A 17,052-nucleotide genomic window follows, 5' to 3' on the forward strand; every position below is an offset into this window, starting at 1 on the left:
AGTGGCGCGGCCGGAATGGTCAAGTGCGGGGGTCAGGCGCCGGCGGCGGCGCTGCGCCGATCGGCCGCGCGATCGCCGCGAAACTCCGGCACCAGGCGCTGCAGCAGGCGCAGCGCCTCTTCGCGTTCGCCCTGTTCGACCAGGCCGCCAAGCTCGTCCAGGTTGCGGCTCAACACCTCGATGTCGGCGGTGCGCGGGGCGGCCAGGTGCAGGCCGGGATGGCTGGTCGGCATCAGCGCCTCGCCGCCGTGGAACAGTTCCTCGTGCAGCTTCTCGCCGGGGCGCAGGCCGGTGAAGCGGATCTCCACGTCCTTGTCGGGCTTCAGGCCCGCCAGGCGGATCATCTGGCGTGCCAGGTCGACGATCTTCACCGGGTCGCCCATGTCCAGCACGTAGATGCGCCCGGCCTCCTGCGGCGGCGTCTCGGTCCCCAGCGCCGAGGCCTGCAGCACCAGCTCCACCGCCTCGCGGATGGTCATGAAGTAGCGCGTCATCTCCGGATGGGTGACGGTCAGTGGCCCGCCGCCGGCGAGCTGGCGCTGGAACAGCGGCACCACGGAGCCGGTGGAGCCCAGCACGTTGCCGAAGCGCACGGTGACGAAGCGGCAGCCGCCATTCGACGGATCAGCGCCCGACGCGCCGCCGCCGGTCTGGCGCAGCAGGTCGAGGGCCTGGCAATAGCTCTCGGCCAGGCGCTTGCTGGCCCCCATGACGTTGGGCGGGTTGACCGCCTTGTCGGTGGAGATCAGTACCATGGCGGCGACGCCGCCGCGCCGGCAGGCGTCGGCCACGTTGCGGGTGCCCAGCACGTTGGTGTGCAGGCCCTCCAGGGGGTTGAACTCCACCATGGGCACGTGCTTCAGGGCCGCGGCGTGGAACACCAGATCCGGCTTGGCCTCGGCGAAGAGGCGCGCGACGCGCCCGCGGTCGCGCACGTCGCCGATCAGCGCCAGGCGCGGCACTTCGGCGAAGCGCTCGCTCAGCTCCATGTCGATAGAATAGAGGTTGAACTCGGAGGCGTCGAAGAGGGTGAGCTGCGCCGGCGCGAAGGCGGCGATCTGGCGCGCGAGTTCGGCGCCGATGGAGCCGCCGGCGCCGGTCACCAGCACCCGGCGCCCCTCGACCAGCCGCTGCATGGCCGGGCGGTCCAGCTTGGTCTGGGTGCGGCCCAGCAGGTCCTCGATGGCGATGGGGCGGATCTGCAGGCGCTCTTCCACGCCGCCGCTGAAGTCGGTCAGGCGCGGCAGGCGGGCGACGGTGGCCCCCTGGCTGTCGGCCAGCTCCAGCAGGTAGTCGACCTCGTCGCGCTCCAGCGGCTTGGTGAGGATCAGGCGCTGCGGCTTGCGCTCGCGCCCGGCCAGGCGCTGGAAGACCTCCGGCAGGTCGCTCAGTTGGCCCAGCACCGGCACGCCGTGGATCTTGCGGCCGATGCGCGTGCTCTTCTCGTCGATGGCGCCCAGCACCTCGAAGGCGCCGTCGCGGTCGCGCGCCATTTCGCGGATGAAGGTCTCTGCGGGGTCGCCGGCGCCGATCAGCAGCACCGGTACGCGGCGGTGGCGGTCGCGCTCCAGCAGGTGGCGGAAGCCCTGGTCCTTGAATACCCGGTACAGCATGCGCGGCGCACCAAGCAGGAAGATCAGCACGAACCAGCTGATCACCAGCCAGGAGCGCGGCAGGCTGTCCAGGCGGGTGACCAGGAAGGTCACCGGCAGGAAGACCGCCAGCGACAGGCTGACCGCCTTGATGATCGCCACCAGGTCGTTCATCGAGGCGTAGCGCCAGACGCCGCGGTACAGCCCCGTGGTCAGGAAGACCAGGCCGCAGACGGCCGTGAACAGCAGCATCGACGGCCACAGGGTGGTCATCAGCGAGGTCCAGGCTTCATTCCCCAGGCGCAGCAGAAGCGCGATCATGAAGGCCGCCGCCGCCATCGCCAGGTCGTGCAGGAAGGCGACGAGCTGGCGCGAGAATTTGGAGGAGCCCAACTTCATGCTTTCAGGTCCAGAACCTCATGTTTTCCGGCTGATATGGCGGGACCGGCCCGACCGAATTTCACGTCCTCGAAACTTACGCCCGCGGCGCCGGGGGCCTCTGCCGGGCCAGCATAAACAGAAGGAAAATAACCGCAAGCAAGGCAAGTCCCAGGGCGATCCAGGGCGCGGCGGGGTTCGTGCTGCCCGCGGCGTAGAGCGCCAGGACGACCAGCAGCGCGTTGCACAGCAGGATGCGCGCGGCCACCGCGGCGTGGCTGAAGCCGCGCTGCACCGCGCGCTGGTAGAAATGCTCGCGGTGCGCCCTCCAGATCTTTTCTCGCCGCAGCGCCCGCCTGCCCAGGGTCCAGGTCGCGTCGGCCAGGTAGTAGAGCGGCAGGATCAGGGCCACGGACCACTGCCCGGCCGCGGCGGCGAGGATCAGCAGCCAGCCGAGCAGGTAGCCCAACGGCACCGAGCCGACGTCGCCCAGGAAGATGCGCGAGGGTGCCCAGTTCCAGTAGAGGAACCCCAGGGCCGCGGCGGCCAGCGCCGCACCCAGGAAGGCCTCGGGGGCCGGCAGCATCAGCAGCAGGGCGACCGCGGCCAGGCCGCCGCCGATGCTGGCGGTCTCCACCGCGGCGATGCCGTCGATGCCGTCCATGAAGTTGAAGAGGTTGACGAACCACAGCCAGGCCAGGGCGGTCAGTAGGCGGTCGGCGGGCAGCGGCAGCAGCCCCTGAAACACGAGCTGGTCGGGTGCGAGGGCCCAGAGGCCGAAGACCACGGCGGCGACCTGGATGCCGAAGCGCAGGCTGGCAGGCTGTGACTTCAGATCGTCCGCCCAGGAGACGGCGGCCAGCACCACCGCCCCGGCGACCGCGTGCCAGAAGGCGACCCCGGCCGTCTCCGTGGCCAGGCCGGCGACGATCCAGGCCGCGAGGGCGACGGGGACCACCGCCAGCCCGCCGCCGCGCGGCTTCGGGCGGTCATGGCTGCTGCGGTGATTGGGTTCGTCGAAGATCCGCCATCGTAAGAGGAGACGCAGTACCGCGCCGCTGGCCGCCCAACTTGCCAGCGCCGTCAGCAAAGTCGCCAGGATCAGCCATTGAAGGCCGGCGGCGAAGTGCGACGTTTGCTCGGTGAACATCTCAGCGGGCGCTTTCCAGGCGCTGCAGGGCCCACTTCACCGTGGTCTCGCCGTCGCTGAGGCTGCCGCTGAGGACGATCTGCTGGCTGCGCCGCACCTGGCCCGGCTGGCCCAGATAGACGCTGGGCTCCAGGCTGAGCGCGGCGCCGGCGCTGCGCAGGCGCCAGCCGCCGCCCTTGGGCAGGCGCAGGACCACAGAACGGCCGTCCTGGGCCGCCATGGCCTGGACTTCCGGGTGCAGGTGGAAACGGACAGCGAAGTCGCGCGGCGCGCTGCGCTTTTGTGCGTCGTCGCCTTCGCGGCTCAGGCGGTCCTCGCCGCGCAGGTCGTCGCCGTTGGCCGAGAGATAGAGCCGGCGGTGGTGGGTCAGGCCGAACAGTGGCTGGTAGCCGTCGTGGCTGGCCTCCAGCCAGATGCTGCCCTGGTCCTCGTCGCGCCGGCAGGTGACGTTGGCGCGGCGCGCGCCGAAGCCGCCGCCGGCGAAGACCTCGGAGGAGTTGGTATCCTCGACGGTGACGGTGGAATGGGCGGCGGTGCTGCGCTGGGCCGCGCCCCAGTCTCCGGCGCCGCCCGCCCCGAAGCTTCCCGCCTGGGCGCCGCAGTTGACGATCAGGCGCTCGCGCCCGACCGACATCTCCAGGCTCAGGGTGCCGGCATGGGCCTGGGCGTCGTAGCCCGGCGGCGGCGGGCGGCCGCTGTCCAGCAGCACCAGGCTGCGCCCGGCCTGCAGGCGCTGGAAGCCGCTGGCCGGGGCGCTCTGCAGCGGTCCCTTGCCGCTGGCCGCGCGCTGCAGCACCAGGCCGATCTGCAGGTCCTCGCCCTCGTTGGCGCCGTTGAAGAGGGCCAGGCCGCCGTCGCCGTGCTGCAGCAGGCGCAGCATGGCGGCCATCCCCTCGATGCGCAGGCCGAGATCGCTGGGCACTTCGCGGCCGGCGGCCAGCAGGGCGGCGCGCAGGTCGATGCAGTCGCGCAGGACCGACAGCAGCAGCGCTGGGTTGCGCTCGCGCTGGCCGCCGTCGTTCAGGATCTGCGCTTCCAGCGCCTCGGTCAGCAGCGCCAGGCCGCGGCTCAGCCAGGGCCCGCCCTCGGGCAGGCAGAGCCCGGCCATGCAGAGGCCCTTGGCGGCGGTCACCAGGCCGGCGCCGCTGAGGCCCGCCGGCAGAACGGCGGCCAGGTGGCGGGCCTGCCGCGCGGCGGCGGTCAGAAGGCGCTGGCGGAACTCCACGTCGGCGCTGGCGGCGAAGAACTCGTATTGGCCGAGCCAGTGGGCCAGGCGGCTGCCGGTCACCACCGGGTGCCAGGCGACCGGCGCCCAGGCGCGGTTGGCTTCGATCCAGTCGGCCACCAGGGTACGGGCCTTGCGCCGGGCGTTGTCGCCGCCGGCGGCGCGCAGGTCGCGCAGCCAGGAAAAGCCGTGCAGCACCTCCAGCCAAGCGCGCTCCACCCCCACCGGATTCCACAGCGGCGCGGGTTTGGTCAGGCTGCGGCCCAGGAAGTGGAAGCTGTCGTCCAGGATGGCGCCGCCGCGCTGGGCGTTGCCGGGCCAGGGGTCCGGCGGCACCAGGGCCGCCGTGGCCGGCGGGTTGCCGCGCCAGTGCCAGGGCATCTGCGGCAGGGCGAAGAGCGGGCGTTTCAGCTGGTAGGAGAGGCGCCCCAGCGCCAGGTCGCGGGGCAGGGCGCTCCAGGCTTTGAGGCGTTCCAGGCTGCCGCCCGGCCCGCCACTGCGCCGCCCGCTGCGGCGCTTTCCCGCCTTGCGTTCGGGAGTCTTGCGGTCAGGGGCCTTACGGCTCGCCATGAGGCTTTCGCCCGGACTCACCCCAGTCCTCTCATGCCAGTCCTCTCATGCCAGGCTTCGCGTGGTTTTCCGCGGCACCGCCGCCCGCCTTCAGCCTTCGCCGCGCAGCCGCCGGATGTTGCCGGCATAGGCCTGGGGCCCGCCCTTGAAGGTGGCGCTGCCGGCCACCAGAACGTCCGCGCCCGCGGAGATGGCCTGGGGCGCGGTCTCGGCGTTGATGCCGCCGTCGACCTCCAGGTCGATGTCGCGGCCGCTGTCGTCGATCTTGCGGCGCAGGGCCTCGATCTTCGCCAGGCTGCTCGGGATGAAGCTCTGGCCGCCGAAGCCGGGATTGACGCTCATGCAGAGGATCAGGTCGACGTCGCCGATGATGGGGTCGACCACCTCGGCCGGCGTGCCGGGATTGAGGGAAACACCCGCCTTCTTGCCCAGGCTCTTGATGAACTGCAGGGTGCGGTGCACGTGGGGGCCGGCCTCCGGGTGCACGGTGATGATATCGGCGCCGGCCTTGGCGAAGGCCTCGATGTAGGGATCGATGGGCGAGATCATCAGGTGCACGTCGAAGGTCTTGTCGGTGTAGGGCCGCAGCGCCGCGACCATGTCGGGACCCAGCGTGATGTTCGGCACGAAATGCCCGTCCATGACGTCGACGTGGATGTAGTCGGCGCCGGCCTCGGCGACGGCGCTGACTTCCTCGCCCATGCGGGCGAAGTCGGCGGCCAGGATGGAAGGCGCGATCCGGACGGCTTGCTGCATGGGGCGCGGTTTCCGCTTCGTTTCGAATTGATGCCGGTTACCGCCTCTAGGTATCAGCAAGAATCGGCCCCCGCAAGCTGAAGGCCCCGCCGTCCCCCTTTCGACACCGCACCAAGCCAGGGGAACGCTCCGGCCGGCAATCCGGCACAAAAGGGGTAACTGACGAGGCGCCGGACCTTCCGAGCCCCTTTCACGAAGAAATTTGCTACCCTGGCGTTCTGGCACCCTTGGGGGAGGGTAGAGACCATGATCGAATCCAGGTACAGGGACGGCTCGGATCGCGGGCGCCCACAGCGTCTCCTTGCCACTGTGTTGGCCGGACTTTTCCTGGCTTTGGCGCCGCTCGGCGCGCTTGCCAACCAGGAAAAGGAAAACAAGGACAAGGACACCCAGTCGCGTCACGAACTGCAGGATCTGGCGCACATCCCGCTGACCCTCAGCGGTGGCATCCGGGAAGATATCCATAACGTCATCGTCATCCAGACCCGCTTCATCACCGTCAAGCAGACCCGCTTCGGCATCGACAGCGATAACCTGGACCGGGCCAACGTCAGCGAGGTGCCGCTGCTGGGCAGCCTCTTCGAGAAGCCGCTGCGGGGCGCGGACCTGACCGACGCCAACCGCGTCGGCGCCGTTTACAGCACCGGCAACGGCGGCCTCGTGGCCTTTGTCGACGACGGCGTCGCTGTCGATGAAAGTGGCATCAGCGTCGTCAACGCGAAATTCCGCTACACCCTCACCGGCCCCGCGCAGGCGGCCCAGGCGGGGCAGCTCGACCTCGGGGAGCTCGGCAAGCTGACCTCGGTGGGGCAGGCCGTCACCGGCCAGGCACCGGAGGGAACGACGATCGTGCTGCGGGGCCTCACGACCACCTCGGTGCCGCCGGTGGAGGACAAGGTTCCGGTGCTGGGCGATGTGCCGGTGCTGCGGCAGTTCTTTCGTGGCAGCGTCCACAGCTTCAAAGACGATCTGATTTTCTTCGTCCGTCCTTCGATCATCGCCGGCGACGGGGCGGATTGACGGGCGGCCTGTCGTTTCAGGTTTTTTTGGGAGAGAGACCTCAAACCATGATCAAGCGAAATCTTCTGGTGGCTCTCCTGGCGGCCACCCTCGTGCTGCAGGGCGCCGCCGGCGCCTGGGCGACCAATAAGGACAAAGACCGCGAAGAGGACCGCGACGGCCAATCGCGCTATGAGCTGGCGCCCCTGGCCTACCTGCCGCTGGTCTTCGCCGGCGCCGCGCAGGAGCGCATCGCCAAGATGTACTTCCTGATGCAGACCGCGAGCTACCTGGTCGAAATGACGACGGGGGTGAAGGCCACCAGCCAGAACCGCGTCAGCCTCGGCGGGCTGTTCGGCGGTGTCTTTGCCAAGACCTATTCGGCGGAGGACTTCATCGAGTCGCTGGAAGTCGGTACCGTCTACCGCGCCGGTGACGGGCTGCTCGCGGTGGCGATGGAAGGCGACGAGGTGCTGTCGGACCACAAGGTCATCGTGTTCAACGGCGACTACCAGTACGACCCGAAGGCCCTGCCGTCGCTGCAGCAGGTCGAACCCGCACAGCTGCAGAAACTGCAGGCCTATTCGCTGATGGTGGAACTGGCCCATCACACTTTGACGACGCCGTTGGTGAACGTGATAGCCAGGCTGAACCACGTGAGTGCCGACCAGCTGACAGGCACCCCGGACCTGACCCCGGCGCATGAGACGGAGATCCCCGTCCTGCGTAAACTGATTGTCGGCAAGGTCTATCGCGGTCCCGACAACACCCTGCTGGTGGTCATCCCGCCGGCCATTGTGCAGGACCGCTAGGCTCAAACGCGGCGCAGGCGGCAGGCGTAGAAACCGTCGAGGCCGCCCTTATCCGCCCAGTGGCAGGGCAGGGTCCGCAGGTCGCCCTCCGGCGTGATCGCGGCTTCCAATCCCGGCAGCTCGGCGGGCGTGACCGCGACGCGCTCGACCGGCGCCGCTGACGCCAGCAGGGCGGCGATGCGCTCCGGCCCTTCCTCGGGCTGCAGGGAGCAGACGGCATAGACCAGCAGGCCGCCGGGCTTCACCATCTTCACCGCCTGGGCCAGCAGCTTGTCCTGGGCCTTGGTCAGCCCGGTGACGTCCCGGCCGCCCTTCAGCCAGGCGATGTCCGGGTGGCGGCGCAGGGTGCCGGTGGCCGAGCAGGGCGCATCCAGCAGCACCGCGTCGGCCGCTTCAGGCGGCTGCCAGGTCGCGGCGTCGGCGCTCACCGTGGCGGCGCCCAGCTTCAGGCGCTGTAGATTCTCCTGCAGGCGCTTCAGTCGGCCCTCGGCGCGCTCCACCGCGATGACCTCGGCACCGGATGCCGCGAGCTGCGCGGTCTTGCCGCCCGGCGCAGCGCAGAGGTCGATGACCGACTTGCCGGCAATGTCGCCCAGCAGGTGCGCGGGCAGGGCGGCGGCGGCGTCCTGCACCCACCAGACGCCCTCGGCGTAGCCGGGCAGGCGGGCCACGTCGCCCTGGCCGGCGGTGAGACGCAGGCTGCCCGTCGGCAGGACCGTCGCCTCCAGCTTTTCCGCCCAGGCTTCCGGGTTTTCCTTGCAGGTCAGGTCCAGCGGCGGCTCGCCCAGGTGCGCTTCGGCGATGGCCCGCGCCGCGGTCTCGCCGTAGGCGGCGGACCAGGGCTCCCACAGCCAGTCGGGGGTGTTGAGCCTCGCGGCGTCCTGCGCGGCGACGATCTCCCTGCCCTCGCGCGACAGGCGGCGCAACACCGCGTTCAAGAGGCCGCGCTGCCCGGCCAGGCGCGGGCCCTTGGCCAGGTCCAGGGTGGTGCTGACCGCCGCGTGGGGCGGCGTCTCCAGGAACAGCAGCTGCGTCGCGCCCAGGCGCAGCAGGTGCTGCAGCATCACGTCCTTGGCCTTGATCGGCCGGTCGAGGCAGTGGGCCAGAGCGGCGTCGATCTGGCCCAAACGGCGCAGTGTCGTCGCCAGCAGCAGCCGGGCGAAGGCGCGGTCGCGCGCCTCCAGCTTGGCGATATAGGGGTTGGCGGCCAGGGCCTCGTCCAGCGGGCGGCCCTGGTCCAGCACCTCGCGCAGCAGGGCCAGCGCGGTCTTGCGGGCGTTCAGCCCCCGGACGTCGAGGTTCCCGGTGGCGGGACGCTTGGGGTTTTCGGTCATGGCGCTAGGCTGTAAGGCCTCGCTCCCGTAACTGCAAGCTTCTGCGGGCGATCAGCTCCCCCTCTTCACCCCCAGGGGCGCGGATCAACCCCAGGGCCGGGGCCGGGCGGCCTGGCCCATCTCGGCGGCCAGCGCGCGCAGGCGGGCGATGCGGTTCTCGGTGCGCGGGTGGGTGGTGAAGAGGCCGTCCACGTTGTGGGCGTGCAGCGGGTTGATGATGAACATATGCGCCGTCGCCGGATTGCCCTCGGCGGTGCGGTTGTCGATGCCGCGCGCGGCGCGGTCGATCTTGTCCAGGGCCGAGGCCAGCCACAGCGGTTGGCCGCAGATCTCGGCGCCGGCGCGGTCGGCGGCGTACTCGCGGGTGCGCGAGATCGCCATCTGCACCAGGGCGGCGGCCAGCGGCGCCAGGATCATGATCAGGATGGCGCCGAAGATGCCCAGCGGGTTGTTGCGGTTGCCGCCGAAGAAGAGGCCGAAGTTGGCCAGCATGGAGATCGCGCCGGCGATGGTCGCGGTGATGGTCATGGTCAGGGTATCGCGGTTCTTCACGTGCGCCAGCTCGTGCGCCATGACGCCGGCCAGCTCCTCGGCGCTCAGCCGCTTCAGCAGGCCGCTGGTGGCGGCGACGGCCGCGTTCTCCGGATTGCGCCCGGTGGCGAAGGCGTTGGGCTGCGGGTCGTCGATGATGTAGACCCGCGGCATGGGCAGGCCGGCGTTGTCGGCCAGCTGCTCGACGATGCCGTAGTAGCTGGGGGCGCTCGCCCGGTCGACCTGGCGCGCGCGGTACATGCGCAGCACCATCTTGTCGGCGTTCCAGTAGGCGAAGGCGTTCATGGCGACGGCGACCAGCAGGGCGATCACCATGCCGCCGGTGCCGCCCAAGAGGAAGCCGACGGCCAGGAACAGGCCGGTCATGGCCGCCATCAGAAGTCCGGTGCGCAAGCTGTTCATAGTCGTGAAATCCGGGGATTCCCAGGGGGTTGACGTTGTTTTGCGTCCTTCAGGTAGGCGGTGGCGGGGGGTGCTTCAAGACTTGGCGGCGGGCGCCGGGAGTGCCATATAAGGGCCCATGAGCCAAAGCCCGAGCCAGAAGTTCACCGCCCGCCAGCCCAAGCCGCGCCAGGCGCCCGTGGAACCCCTGCAGGAAGCGCAGAAGGACGCGGGCAAGGACGCGGCGAAAGCCGACAGCAAGAAGCCGGCCGACAAGCCCAAGGAGCTGGGCGGCCCCAGCGGGCCGGAGCCGACGCGCTACGGCGACTGGGAGCGCAAGGGCATCTGCGTCGACTTCTAGGTCCCCTAGGGCCTCGGCGTCCCTCCTCAGCTTTTCTTTTCAAGATTGACCAGCGCCACGCCGCCGGCCGTTACCACCATGCCGGTCAGCGCCAGCGGGCCGAAGGTCTCCCCGAAGACCTGCCAGGCGACGAGTGCGGTCACCGGCGGCACCAGGAAGAACAGGCTGGAGACGCGGGCCGCCTCGCCGCGCTTGATCAGCCAGTACAGCAGCATCACCGCGCCCAGCGACAGCACCAGGGTCAGCCACCCCAGGGCGAAGACGAACTCGCCGCTCCAGGTTATTTGCCCTTCTTCGAAGATCAGCACGCCGAGGCCGCAGGCCAGGCCCGCGGCGGCGTACTGGATGACCGAGCCGCTGCGCAGCGGCACCGTGCCGCAGAAGCGCTTCTGGTAGATGGTCGCCGCGGTGATGCCGCAGAGCGCCAGCAGGCAGAGCGCCACGCCGCCCAGGGTGCCGTAGCCGGCGTCCAGCTTGCGCCAGACCACCAGGGTGACGCCGACGATAGCGAGCAGCAGGCCCAGCCACTGCCGCCGCGTGACCTTTTCGCCCAGCAACGGGCCGACCAGGGCGGCGACCAGCACCGGCTGGGTGCCGACGATGAGCGCCGAGACCCCGGCCTCCACGCCCAGGGAGATGGCGGTGAAGACGCCGCCCAAGTAGACCGCGTGCAGCAGCACCCCGGCGACGCAGAGGTGCAGGGTCTGCGCGAGGCTGCGCGGCCAGGGCGCGCGGGTTGCCAGCGCCAGGCAGAGCAGCAGCAGGGTCGCCAGCGCAAAGCGCAGGGCCAGGAAGGTCAGCGGTTCGGCGTCGGGCAGGCCGAGCTTCGCGCCGACGAAGCCGGTGCTCCACAGCACGACGAAGAGCCCGGAAGCGCCGAGGCCGCGCAGTTCGCCACGCGATCCGCCCGGCCCGGGGCGCTTGCCCGCCGTGGTCAGGGGATCTGTCTGGGCTTCCTCGGTCATACCCGCTGATAGTCGCTTGGCTCCACAGCGGCAAACGCGCTTCCCGCATGGGAGGGTCCCGCTCCCGCAAGCGGTGGGGTCCCCCTCACCCAGCTGCGGCTAGGTTCGCTTGCGCTCACCAAGCCTTCGCACCCCTCTCCCACCAGGGGAGAGGGAATCAACTCAGCGGGTCCGCTATCGTACCCTCTCCCCTCCGTGGGAGAGGGTTGTGCAGCCTTAGCGAGATCGAAGATCGAGTTTAGGCGAAGCTGGGTGAGGGGGATTTTGGTTTCCCGACGTCGCTTACCCGATGCGGATCAGTCCCAGGTTCTCCGGCTGGGCGATCCCGGCCTTGAGGTCCGGGTTGTCGAGCGGCGCACCGATGACCGTAGCGGTCGGCACCACGCCGGCCCAGACGTCGAGTCCCAGGTCCTCCGGGGCGTCGTTGGCGCCGCCGTCGCGCAGCTTGGCGGCGACTTCCTCCAGCTTCAGGGAGACCACGGTGGTGGCCTTCAGCTCCTGCGCCGTGGGCGGCTTCAGCTCGGGCCAGCGGCCGGGCACGATGCGCTCCATCATGTCCTCCAGGGCCGCCAGCTTCTCCCGCGGGTCCTCGACCAGCTCGGCGGGTCCGAAGGCCATGACCGAGCGGTAGTTCACCGAGGTGTGGAAGCCGGAGCGCGCCAGCACCAGGCCATCCATCAGCGCCACCGTGAAGCAGACCCGCGGGCGGGTCTTCAGGTGACGCAGCATTTTGCTGGCCGAGGAGCCGTGCCAGTAGACGCGGTCATCCTTGCGCCAATAGGCGGTCGGCGTCACGTAGGGCTGGCCGTCGATGACGTAGCCGACGTGGCACAGCAGGCCGGCGTCGAGGATGGCGTGGACCGTCTCGCGGTCGTAGCGGGCGCGCTCCTGGGCCCGCTTGATGCGGCTGTGGTCAGTCGGCGGGAAGTCGAGGCCGGGCGTCGTCATGATCTGGTCCGGGGCCGTTTTTTCGGTGGCACGGCGGGCAAGCTAGGACCATAGTGGTTCGATAGAAAGAACCGCTTCTTAGTTTTTCTAGGTACCACTTCAGGACCCTGCCATGACTGCCCGTCCGGCCTCCGCTCTCGGGGCGGGGCCGCCCCTCCCCGGCCGCCGCCGCACGCCGCTGCTGTCCCTGGCGCTGGACCGGGGTTCGGCCACCGCCCTGCAGCAGCAGCTCTACGACCAGCTGCGCGAGGTGATCCTCGCCGGCGGCCTGGCGCCGGGCAGCCGCCTGCCGTCCAGCCGCGCCCTGGCGGCGGAGCTCGGTTGTTCGCGCAACACCGTGGTCACCGCCTTCGACCAGCTCTTGAGCGAGGGCTACCTGGAAGGCCAGGCGGGCTCCGGCACCTTCGTCAGCCGGGTGCTGCCGGAGGATCTGCTGGGCCTGGCCCCGGCGCGCCCAGGGCAGAAAGAGGGCAAGGCCGCGCGGGAGACGACCGATCCCAAAACCCTGCTCTCGGCGCGCGGGCAGGCCCTCACCGCCCTGCGCCGCCGCCGCCACGGGCCGGAGCGCGCCTTCCTGCCGGGCATTCCGGAGACGATGGAGTTCCCCTTCGACATCTGGACGCGGCTGCACAGCCGCCTCTGGCGCCATCCCTCGGCCAGCCTGCTGCGCCTCGGCACGCCGGCCGGCCTGCAGACCCTGCGCGAGGCCATCGCCCGTTACCTGGCCACCTTCCGCGGCATGACCTGCGACTGGCGCCAGGTGATCGTCACCACGGGCGCGCAGCAGGCGCTCGACATGATGATCCAGCTGCTGCTGGAGCCGGGCGACAGGGTGTGGATCGAGGAGCCCGGCTATCCCGGCATCCGCGGCCCGCTGATCGCCGCCGCCGCTGATCCGGTGCCGCTGCCCCTGGACGGCGAAGGCCTGATGGTTTCGCAAGGGCGCCGCCGCGCGCCGTCGGCCCGCGCGGCCATCGTCACCCCGACCCACCACTATCCCCTGGGCACCACCATGTCGCTGGCCCGCCGGCTGGAGCTGCTGGAGTGGGCGCGCGAGGCCGGGGCCTGGATCCTGGAGGACGACTACGACAGCGAGTACCGCTACGCCGGGCGGCCCCTGGCCTCTCTCTGGAGTCTCGCGGCGGGGCGTGAAGAGGCGGCGCGGGTGATCTATGTCGGCTCCTTTTCCAAGGTGCTCTTTCCCTCAATCCGCATCGGCTACCTCGTGGTGCCGGAGAGTCTCATCGACGCGGCCAGCGCCGCGCAGAGCGCGCTGGGCACCCAGCCGACGGCGGTGCTGCAGCCGGTGCTGGCCGCCTTCATCGAAGAAGGGCACTTCGCCACCCACGTGCGACGCATGCGCCGCCTCTATGCCGCGCGCCAGGCGGCGCTGGTGGCGGCGGCGGAACGCCACCTCGCCGGACTGCTGGAAGTGCCTGCCGACGACGCGGGCCTGCACCTCATGGCCTGGCTCGCACCGGAACTGGCCGCGCGGCTCGACGATCGGGCCGTGACCGAGACGGCGGCCGAAGCGGGTGTCGCGATATCGCCGCTCAGCGACTACTTCATGGGGAAACCGGATAGGCAGGGCCTGCTGCTCGGCTACGCCGCGGTGCCGGAAGACGAGATTGAAATCGGCGCAAGGCGGCTGGGCGAAGCGCTGCGGGCTTCGCGCTAGCTCAGATCGTGCCGATCGCGCGCTTGGAGAGTTCGTGGCGGTAGGCGTCGCGGTCGTCGACGGTCTTCAGCTGGGCGAGGAAAGCCAGCAGCACTTCCTCCGGCGGCAGTTCACCGCAGAGAAAGACCTCGACGATGGTGTCCACCGAGTCATCGGCCGCGGGGACGCTGGCGTAGTCGACCAGCAGGTAGCCGATGCGCGCGACGAAGCAGCGGTCGAAGTAGGGGTCCTCTCCGATGAAGGCGTAGAAGCCTTGCGTGTGCCGGTCGCCGTTCTGGAAGCGGTAGGCGGGGCCGAGGTCCAGCGCGGCGCTGCGCGGCGCCGAGAGGTCGTCGGCAAAGGCCTCGAAGAAGCCCTGGTGGCGCAGGCTGCGCGAGGTGTTGGCGCTGAAGTGGCCGAAAATGACGCGCGAGGTACGGATGAAGCCCTTCACGTCGTGGAACGCGTAGATGTTCTCGAAAACCTGGCCCTCGCTGACGCGCTCGCGCACGGCGCTGATCTCCAGCGGGCTGTCCAGCGGCAGGGTCAGGTCGGTCTCCGCCAGGTCGATGGCCTCGGATTCCTGCGGGAAGTTGATCGGCCGGCCGCTGCCGTCGTCCTCGGGCTCTGTGGCGCAGGCGGCCAGGACCAGAAGCGCGGCCAGCGCCACCGCCCCGCCGGTCCTCTGAATTGTGATCCCTGCGCCACGCCGTTGCGCCATGACTTTGTGCTCTCTCCCTGAAGACGGACCGTGAGGTTAGCAAAGCCGCGGCCGGCTGAGAACGGCCTGGGAGGTCAACAAAGCAAAAGCCGGCCCCCGCGTGAGGGGCCGGCTTTCCTTCGTGCCGCCATGGCGGAGGCGGTCAGCTTCGGTTCATGCGGTTGTTGATCAGGTCGTCGACCACGCCGGGGTCGGCCAGCGTCGAGGTGTCGCCCAGGTTCGAATAGTCGTTCTCGGCGATCTTGCGCAGGATGCGGCGCATGATCTTGCCGGAGCGCGTCTTCGGCAGGCCCGGCGCCCACTGGATCAGGTCCGGCGAGGCGATGGGGCCGATCTCCTTGCGCACCCACTGCACCAGTTCCTTGCGCAGGTCGTCGGTCGGCTCCTCGCCAGCGTTCAGGGTGACGTAGGCGTAGATGCCCTGGCCCTTGATGTCGTGCGGGTAGCCGACCACGGCGGACTCGGCGACCTTCGCATGGGCCACCAGGGCGCTCTCCACTTCGGCGGTGCCCATGCGGTGGCCGGAGACGTTGATGACGTCGTCGACGCGCCCGGTGATCCAGTAGTAACCGTCGGCGTCGCGCCGGCAGCCGTCACCGGTGAAGTACTTGCCGGCATAGGTGGAGAAGTAGGTTTGCACGAAACGCTCGTGGTCGCCGTAGACCGTGCGCATCTGGCCCGGCCAGGAATCGGCGATGCAGAGGTTGCCTTCGGTGGCGCCTTCCAGGTGCTTGCCGTCGGCGTCCACGATGACCGGACGCACGCCGAAGAAGGGGCGCGTGGCCGAGCCGGGCTTCAGCGGCGTGGCGCCGGGCAGCGGCGTGATCAGGATGCCGCCGGTCTCGGTCTGCCACCAGGTGTCGACGATGGGGCAGCGCCCGTCGCCGACCACATTGTAGTACCACAGCCAGGCTTCCGGATTGATCGGCTCACCGACCGAGCCCAGCAGGCGCAGCGAGGAACGCTTGGTCTTCTTCACCGGGTCTTCGCCTTCGCGCATCAGGGCGCGGATCGCCGTCGGCGCGGTGTAGAAGATGGTGACCTTGTGCTTGTCGCAGACTTCCCAGAAGCGCGACGCATCGGGGTAGTTCGGCACGCCTTCGAACATCAGCGTGGTGGCGCCGTTGGCCAGCGGGCCGTAGACGATGTAGCTGTGCCCGGTGACCCAGCCGACGTCGGCGGTACACCAGTAGACGTCACCGTCGTGGTAGTCGAAGACGTACTGGTGGGTCATGGCGGCGTAGACCGTGTAGCCGCCGGTGGTGTGCAGGACGCCCTTGGGCTTCCCCGTCGACCCGGAGGTGTAGAGGATGAACAGCGGCGTCTCCGCTTCCAGTTCCTCGGCCGGGCAGTTGTCGTCGGCGGCGGCGCAGGCCTCGTGGTACCAGACGTCGCGGCCGTCTTCCCAGCCGATGCTGCCGCCGGTGCGGCGCACGACGAAGACGGTGTCGACGCCGGGGCATTCCTTCAGGGCCTCGTCGCAGTTTTTCTTCAGCGGCACCTTGCGGCCGCCGCGCAGGCCCTCGTCGGCGGTGATGACGCAGTTGGACTCGCAGTCCTGGATGCGCCCGGCCAGGGCGTCGGGCGAGAAGCCGCCGAAGACGACGGAATGGATGGCGCCGATGCGCGCGCAGGCCAGCATGGCGTAGGCCGCTTCGGGGATCATCGGCATGTAGATGGTGACCCGGTCGCCCTTCTTGACGCCGCGCGCCTTCATCGCGTTGGCCAGGCGGCAGACGTTCTCGAAAAGCTCGCCGTAGCTGATGTGCTTGTGCTCGGAGGGGCTGTCACCCTCCCAGATGATGGCGGTCTCGTCCTTCTTGGCGGGCAGGTGCCGGTCGATGCAGTTGTAGCAGGCGTTGGTCGTGCCGTCGGCGAACCACTTGATGGAGACGTCGCCGGGGCCGAAGTTGATGTCCTTCACCTGGGTGAAGGGTTTGAACCAGTGGATGCGCTTGCCGTGCTCCCCCCAGAAGGCCTCCGGATCGGCGATCGACTGCTCATAGAGCTTGAAATAGCCCGCTTCGTCGCACCAGGCGTTCTCCGCCATTTCTGCGGGCACGGGGAATACTGAGTTTTCGGACATGGAACGACCGGCCTCCCTGCTAGGTTCATAAGACTGGACGGCCTGCTGCCCTTCTGCCGTCTTCTTGGACTTGTCGCGATTATTTCCGCAACGGCCCCTGAAAACAAGGCTTTGCAAGTTCCGGCCTAGGTTCGACTTTGGTAGCGTTCGCGCCGGTTATGGGGCTTTAGGCAGTGGTTTCAGGCCCTGGAAGCACAGCAGCCCGTCGGCCTCGCGGCTGATCTCGGCCGGCTGCAGCCCGGCGCCCAGGCAGGGGCCCATCAGGCAATGGCCGTCCTCCAGCCGGAATTCCGCGCCGTGGGTGGCGCAGAGGATGTTGCCGCTGGCCTCGCTGACGAAACGGCCGCCGGAGCCGTCGAAGCCGCCCCAATCCAGCGGCGTGCCCTGGTGCGGGCAGGCGTTCACGTAGGCGTAGGCGGCCTCGCCCTCGCGCACCACAAAGAGGGACAGGGCCTCTGACCCTTCGCCAATCTCGAAGCCGCGGCCCTCGCCGTCCTCGATCTCGTCGAGGCGGCAGAGCGCGGTGCCGGCGAGGGGGTGGGTCATTGGGGCGGGTGGGTCATCG

Annotated in this window: 15 protein-coding genes; 4 read left to right on the plus strand and 11 right to left on the minus strand. The window is 69.7% G+C overall.

Annotated elements, in window-relative coordinates; translation table 11 throughout:
- Window positions 1-32: 32 nt before the first annotated feature.
- The 4 genes from H7X47_RS01600 to rpe form a co-directional block, all read right to left on the minus strand.
- Window positions 33-1,991, minus strand: coding sequence for a polysaccharide biosynthesis protein (locus tag H7X47_RS01600; protein ID WP_193366859.1), 1,959 nt, complete (start codon window positions 1,989-1,991; stop codon window positions 33-35).
- Between the two features lie 76 nt (window positions 1,992-2,067).
- Window positions 2,068-3,120: an MraY family glycosyltransferase gene (locus H7X47_RS01605; RefSeq protein ID WP_193366860.1), complete on the minus strand. Its 1,053-nt coding sequence runs from the start codon at window positions 3,118-3,120 to the stop codon at window positions 2,068-2,070.
- A gap of 1 nt (window position 3,121) precedes the next feature.
- The gene (locus tag H7X47_RS01610; protein WP_193366861.1) at window positions 3,122-4,915 is read right to left on the minus strand and encodes a heparinase II/III family protein; all 1,794 of its coding nucleotides are present in this window, start codon (window positions 4,913-4,915) and stop codon (window positions 3,122-3,124) included.
- A 90-nt stretch (window positions 4,916-5,005) separates the two neighbouring features.
- Window positions 5,006-5,671, minus strand: coding sequence for a ribulose-phosphate 3-epimerase (gene rpe, locus H7X47_RS01615; RefSeq protein WP_193366862.1), 666 nt, complete (start codon window positions 5,669-5,671; stop codon window positions 5,006-5,008).
- 246 nt (window positions 5,672-5,917) lie between these two features.
- Here rpe and H7X47_RS01620 point away from each other — a divergent pair, with 246 nt between their 5' ends.
- Complete coding sequence (locus tag H7X47_RS01620; RefSeq protein WP_193366863.1) at window positions 5,918-6,691, plus strand: secretin GspD/PilQ domain-containing protein; 774 nt, start codon at window positions 5,918-5,920, stop codon at window positions 6,689-6,691.
- Window positions 6,692-6,738: 47 nt separating this feature from the next.
- On the plus strand, window positions 6,739-7,482 hold the full coding sequence (locus H7X47_RS01625) for a hypothetical protein (RefSeq protein WP_193366864.1): 744 nt from the start codon (window positions 6,739-6,741) through the stop codon (window positions 7,480-7,482).
- 2 nt (window positions 7,483-7,484) lie between these two features.
- Here H7X47_RS01625 and H7X47_RS01630 read toward each other — a convergent pair whose 3' ends face one another.
- Window positions 7,485-8,816 carry an RsmB/NOP family class I SAM-dependent RNA methyltransferase gene (locus H7X47_RS01630; protein WP_193366865.1) on the minus strand — a complete coding sequence of 444 codons (1,332 nt, stop codon included), beginning with the start codon at window positions 8,814-8,816 and terminating at the stop codon, window positions 7,485-7,487.
- 84 nt (window positions 8,817-8,900) lie between these two features.
- Window positions 8,901-9,770, minus strand: a complete 870-nt coding sequence (htpX, locus tag H7X47_RS01635) for a zinc metalloprotease HtpX (protein WP_193366866.1) — start codon at window positions 9,768-9,770, stop codon at window positions 8,901-8,903.
- A 118-nt stretch (window positions 9,771-9,888) separates the two neighbouring features.
- Between htpX and H7X47_RS01640 the strand changes: the two genes are divergently transcribed.
- Window positions 9,889-10,110 carry a DUF1674 domain-containing protein gene (locus H7X47_RS01640; protein ID WP_193366867.1) on the plus strand — a complete coding sequence of 74 codons (222 nt, stop codon included), beginning with the start codon at window positions 9,889-9,891 and terminating at the stop codon, window positions 10,108-10,110.
- Window positions 10,111-10,136: 26 nt separating this feature from the next.
- On the opposite strand, the gene H7X47_RS01645 is transcribed toward H7X47_RS01640, so the two are convergent.
- Both H7X47_RS01645 and H7X47_RS01650 read right to left on the minus strand, forming a co-directional pair.
- Entirely contained in the window at window positions 10,137-11,075 is a 939-nt protein-coding gene (locus H7X47_RS01645) for a DMT family transporter (protein WP_193366868.1), read from the minus strand.
- Between the two features lie 282 nt (window positions 11,076-11,357).
- A complete protein-coding gene (locus tag H7X47_RS01650) occupies window positions 11,358-12,023 on the minus strand; it encodes a pyridoxamine 5'-phosphate oxidase family protein (RefSeq protein ID WP_193366869.1) in 666 nt (221 codons plus the stop codon).
- A 112-nt stretch (window positions 12,024-12,135) separates the two neighbouring features.
- Here H7X47_RS01650 and pdxR point away from each other — a divergent pair, with 112 nt between their 5' ends.
- Window positions 12,136-13,701, plus strand: a complete 1,566-nt coding sequence (pdxR, locus tag H7X47_RS01655; protein WP_193366870.1) for a MocR-like pyridoxine biosynthesis transcription factor PdxR — start codon at window positions 12,136-12,138, stop codon at window positions 13,699-13,701.
- A gap of 1 nt (window position 13,702) precedes the next feature.
- Here the strand turns inward: pdxR and H7X47_RS01660 are convergent, their stop codons facing one another.
- The 3 genes from H7X47_RS01660 to H7X47_RS01670 form a co-directional block, all read right to left on the minus strand.
- Window positions 13,703-14,401, minus strand: a complete 699-nt coding sequence (locus H7X47_RS01660; RefSeq protein WP_193366871.1) for a hypothetical protein — start codon at window positions 14,399-14,401, stop codon at window positions 13,703-13,705.
- Between the two features lie 142 nt (window positions 14,402-14,543).
- A complete protein-coding gene (gene acs / locus H7X47_RS01665; RefSeq protein WP_193366872.1) occupies window positions 14,544-16,487 on the minus strand; it encodes an acetate--CoA ligase in 1,944 nt (647 codons plus the stop codon).
- A gap of 156 nt (window positions 16,488-16,643) precedes the next feature.
- A complete protein-coding gene (locus tag H7X47_RS01670) occupies window positions 16,644-17,033 on the minus strand; it encodes a Rieske (2Fe-2S) protein (protein ID WP_193366873.1) in 390 nt (129 codons plus the stop codon).
- Window positions 17,034-17,052 lie beyond the last annotated feature (19 nt).

Source organism: Pelagibius marinus (assembly GCF_014925385.1).
In the GTDB taxonomy this organism is placed as follows: Bacteria; Pseudomonadota; Alphaproteobacteria; order Kiloniellales; family Kiloniellaceae; genus Pelagibius; species Pelagibius marinus.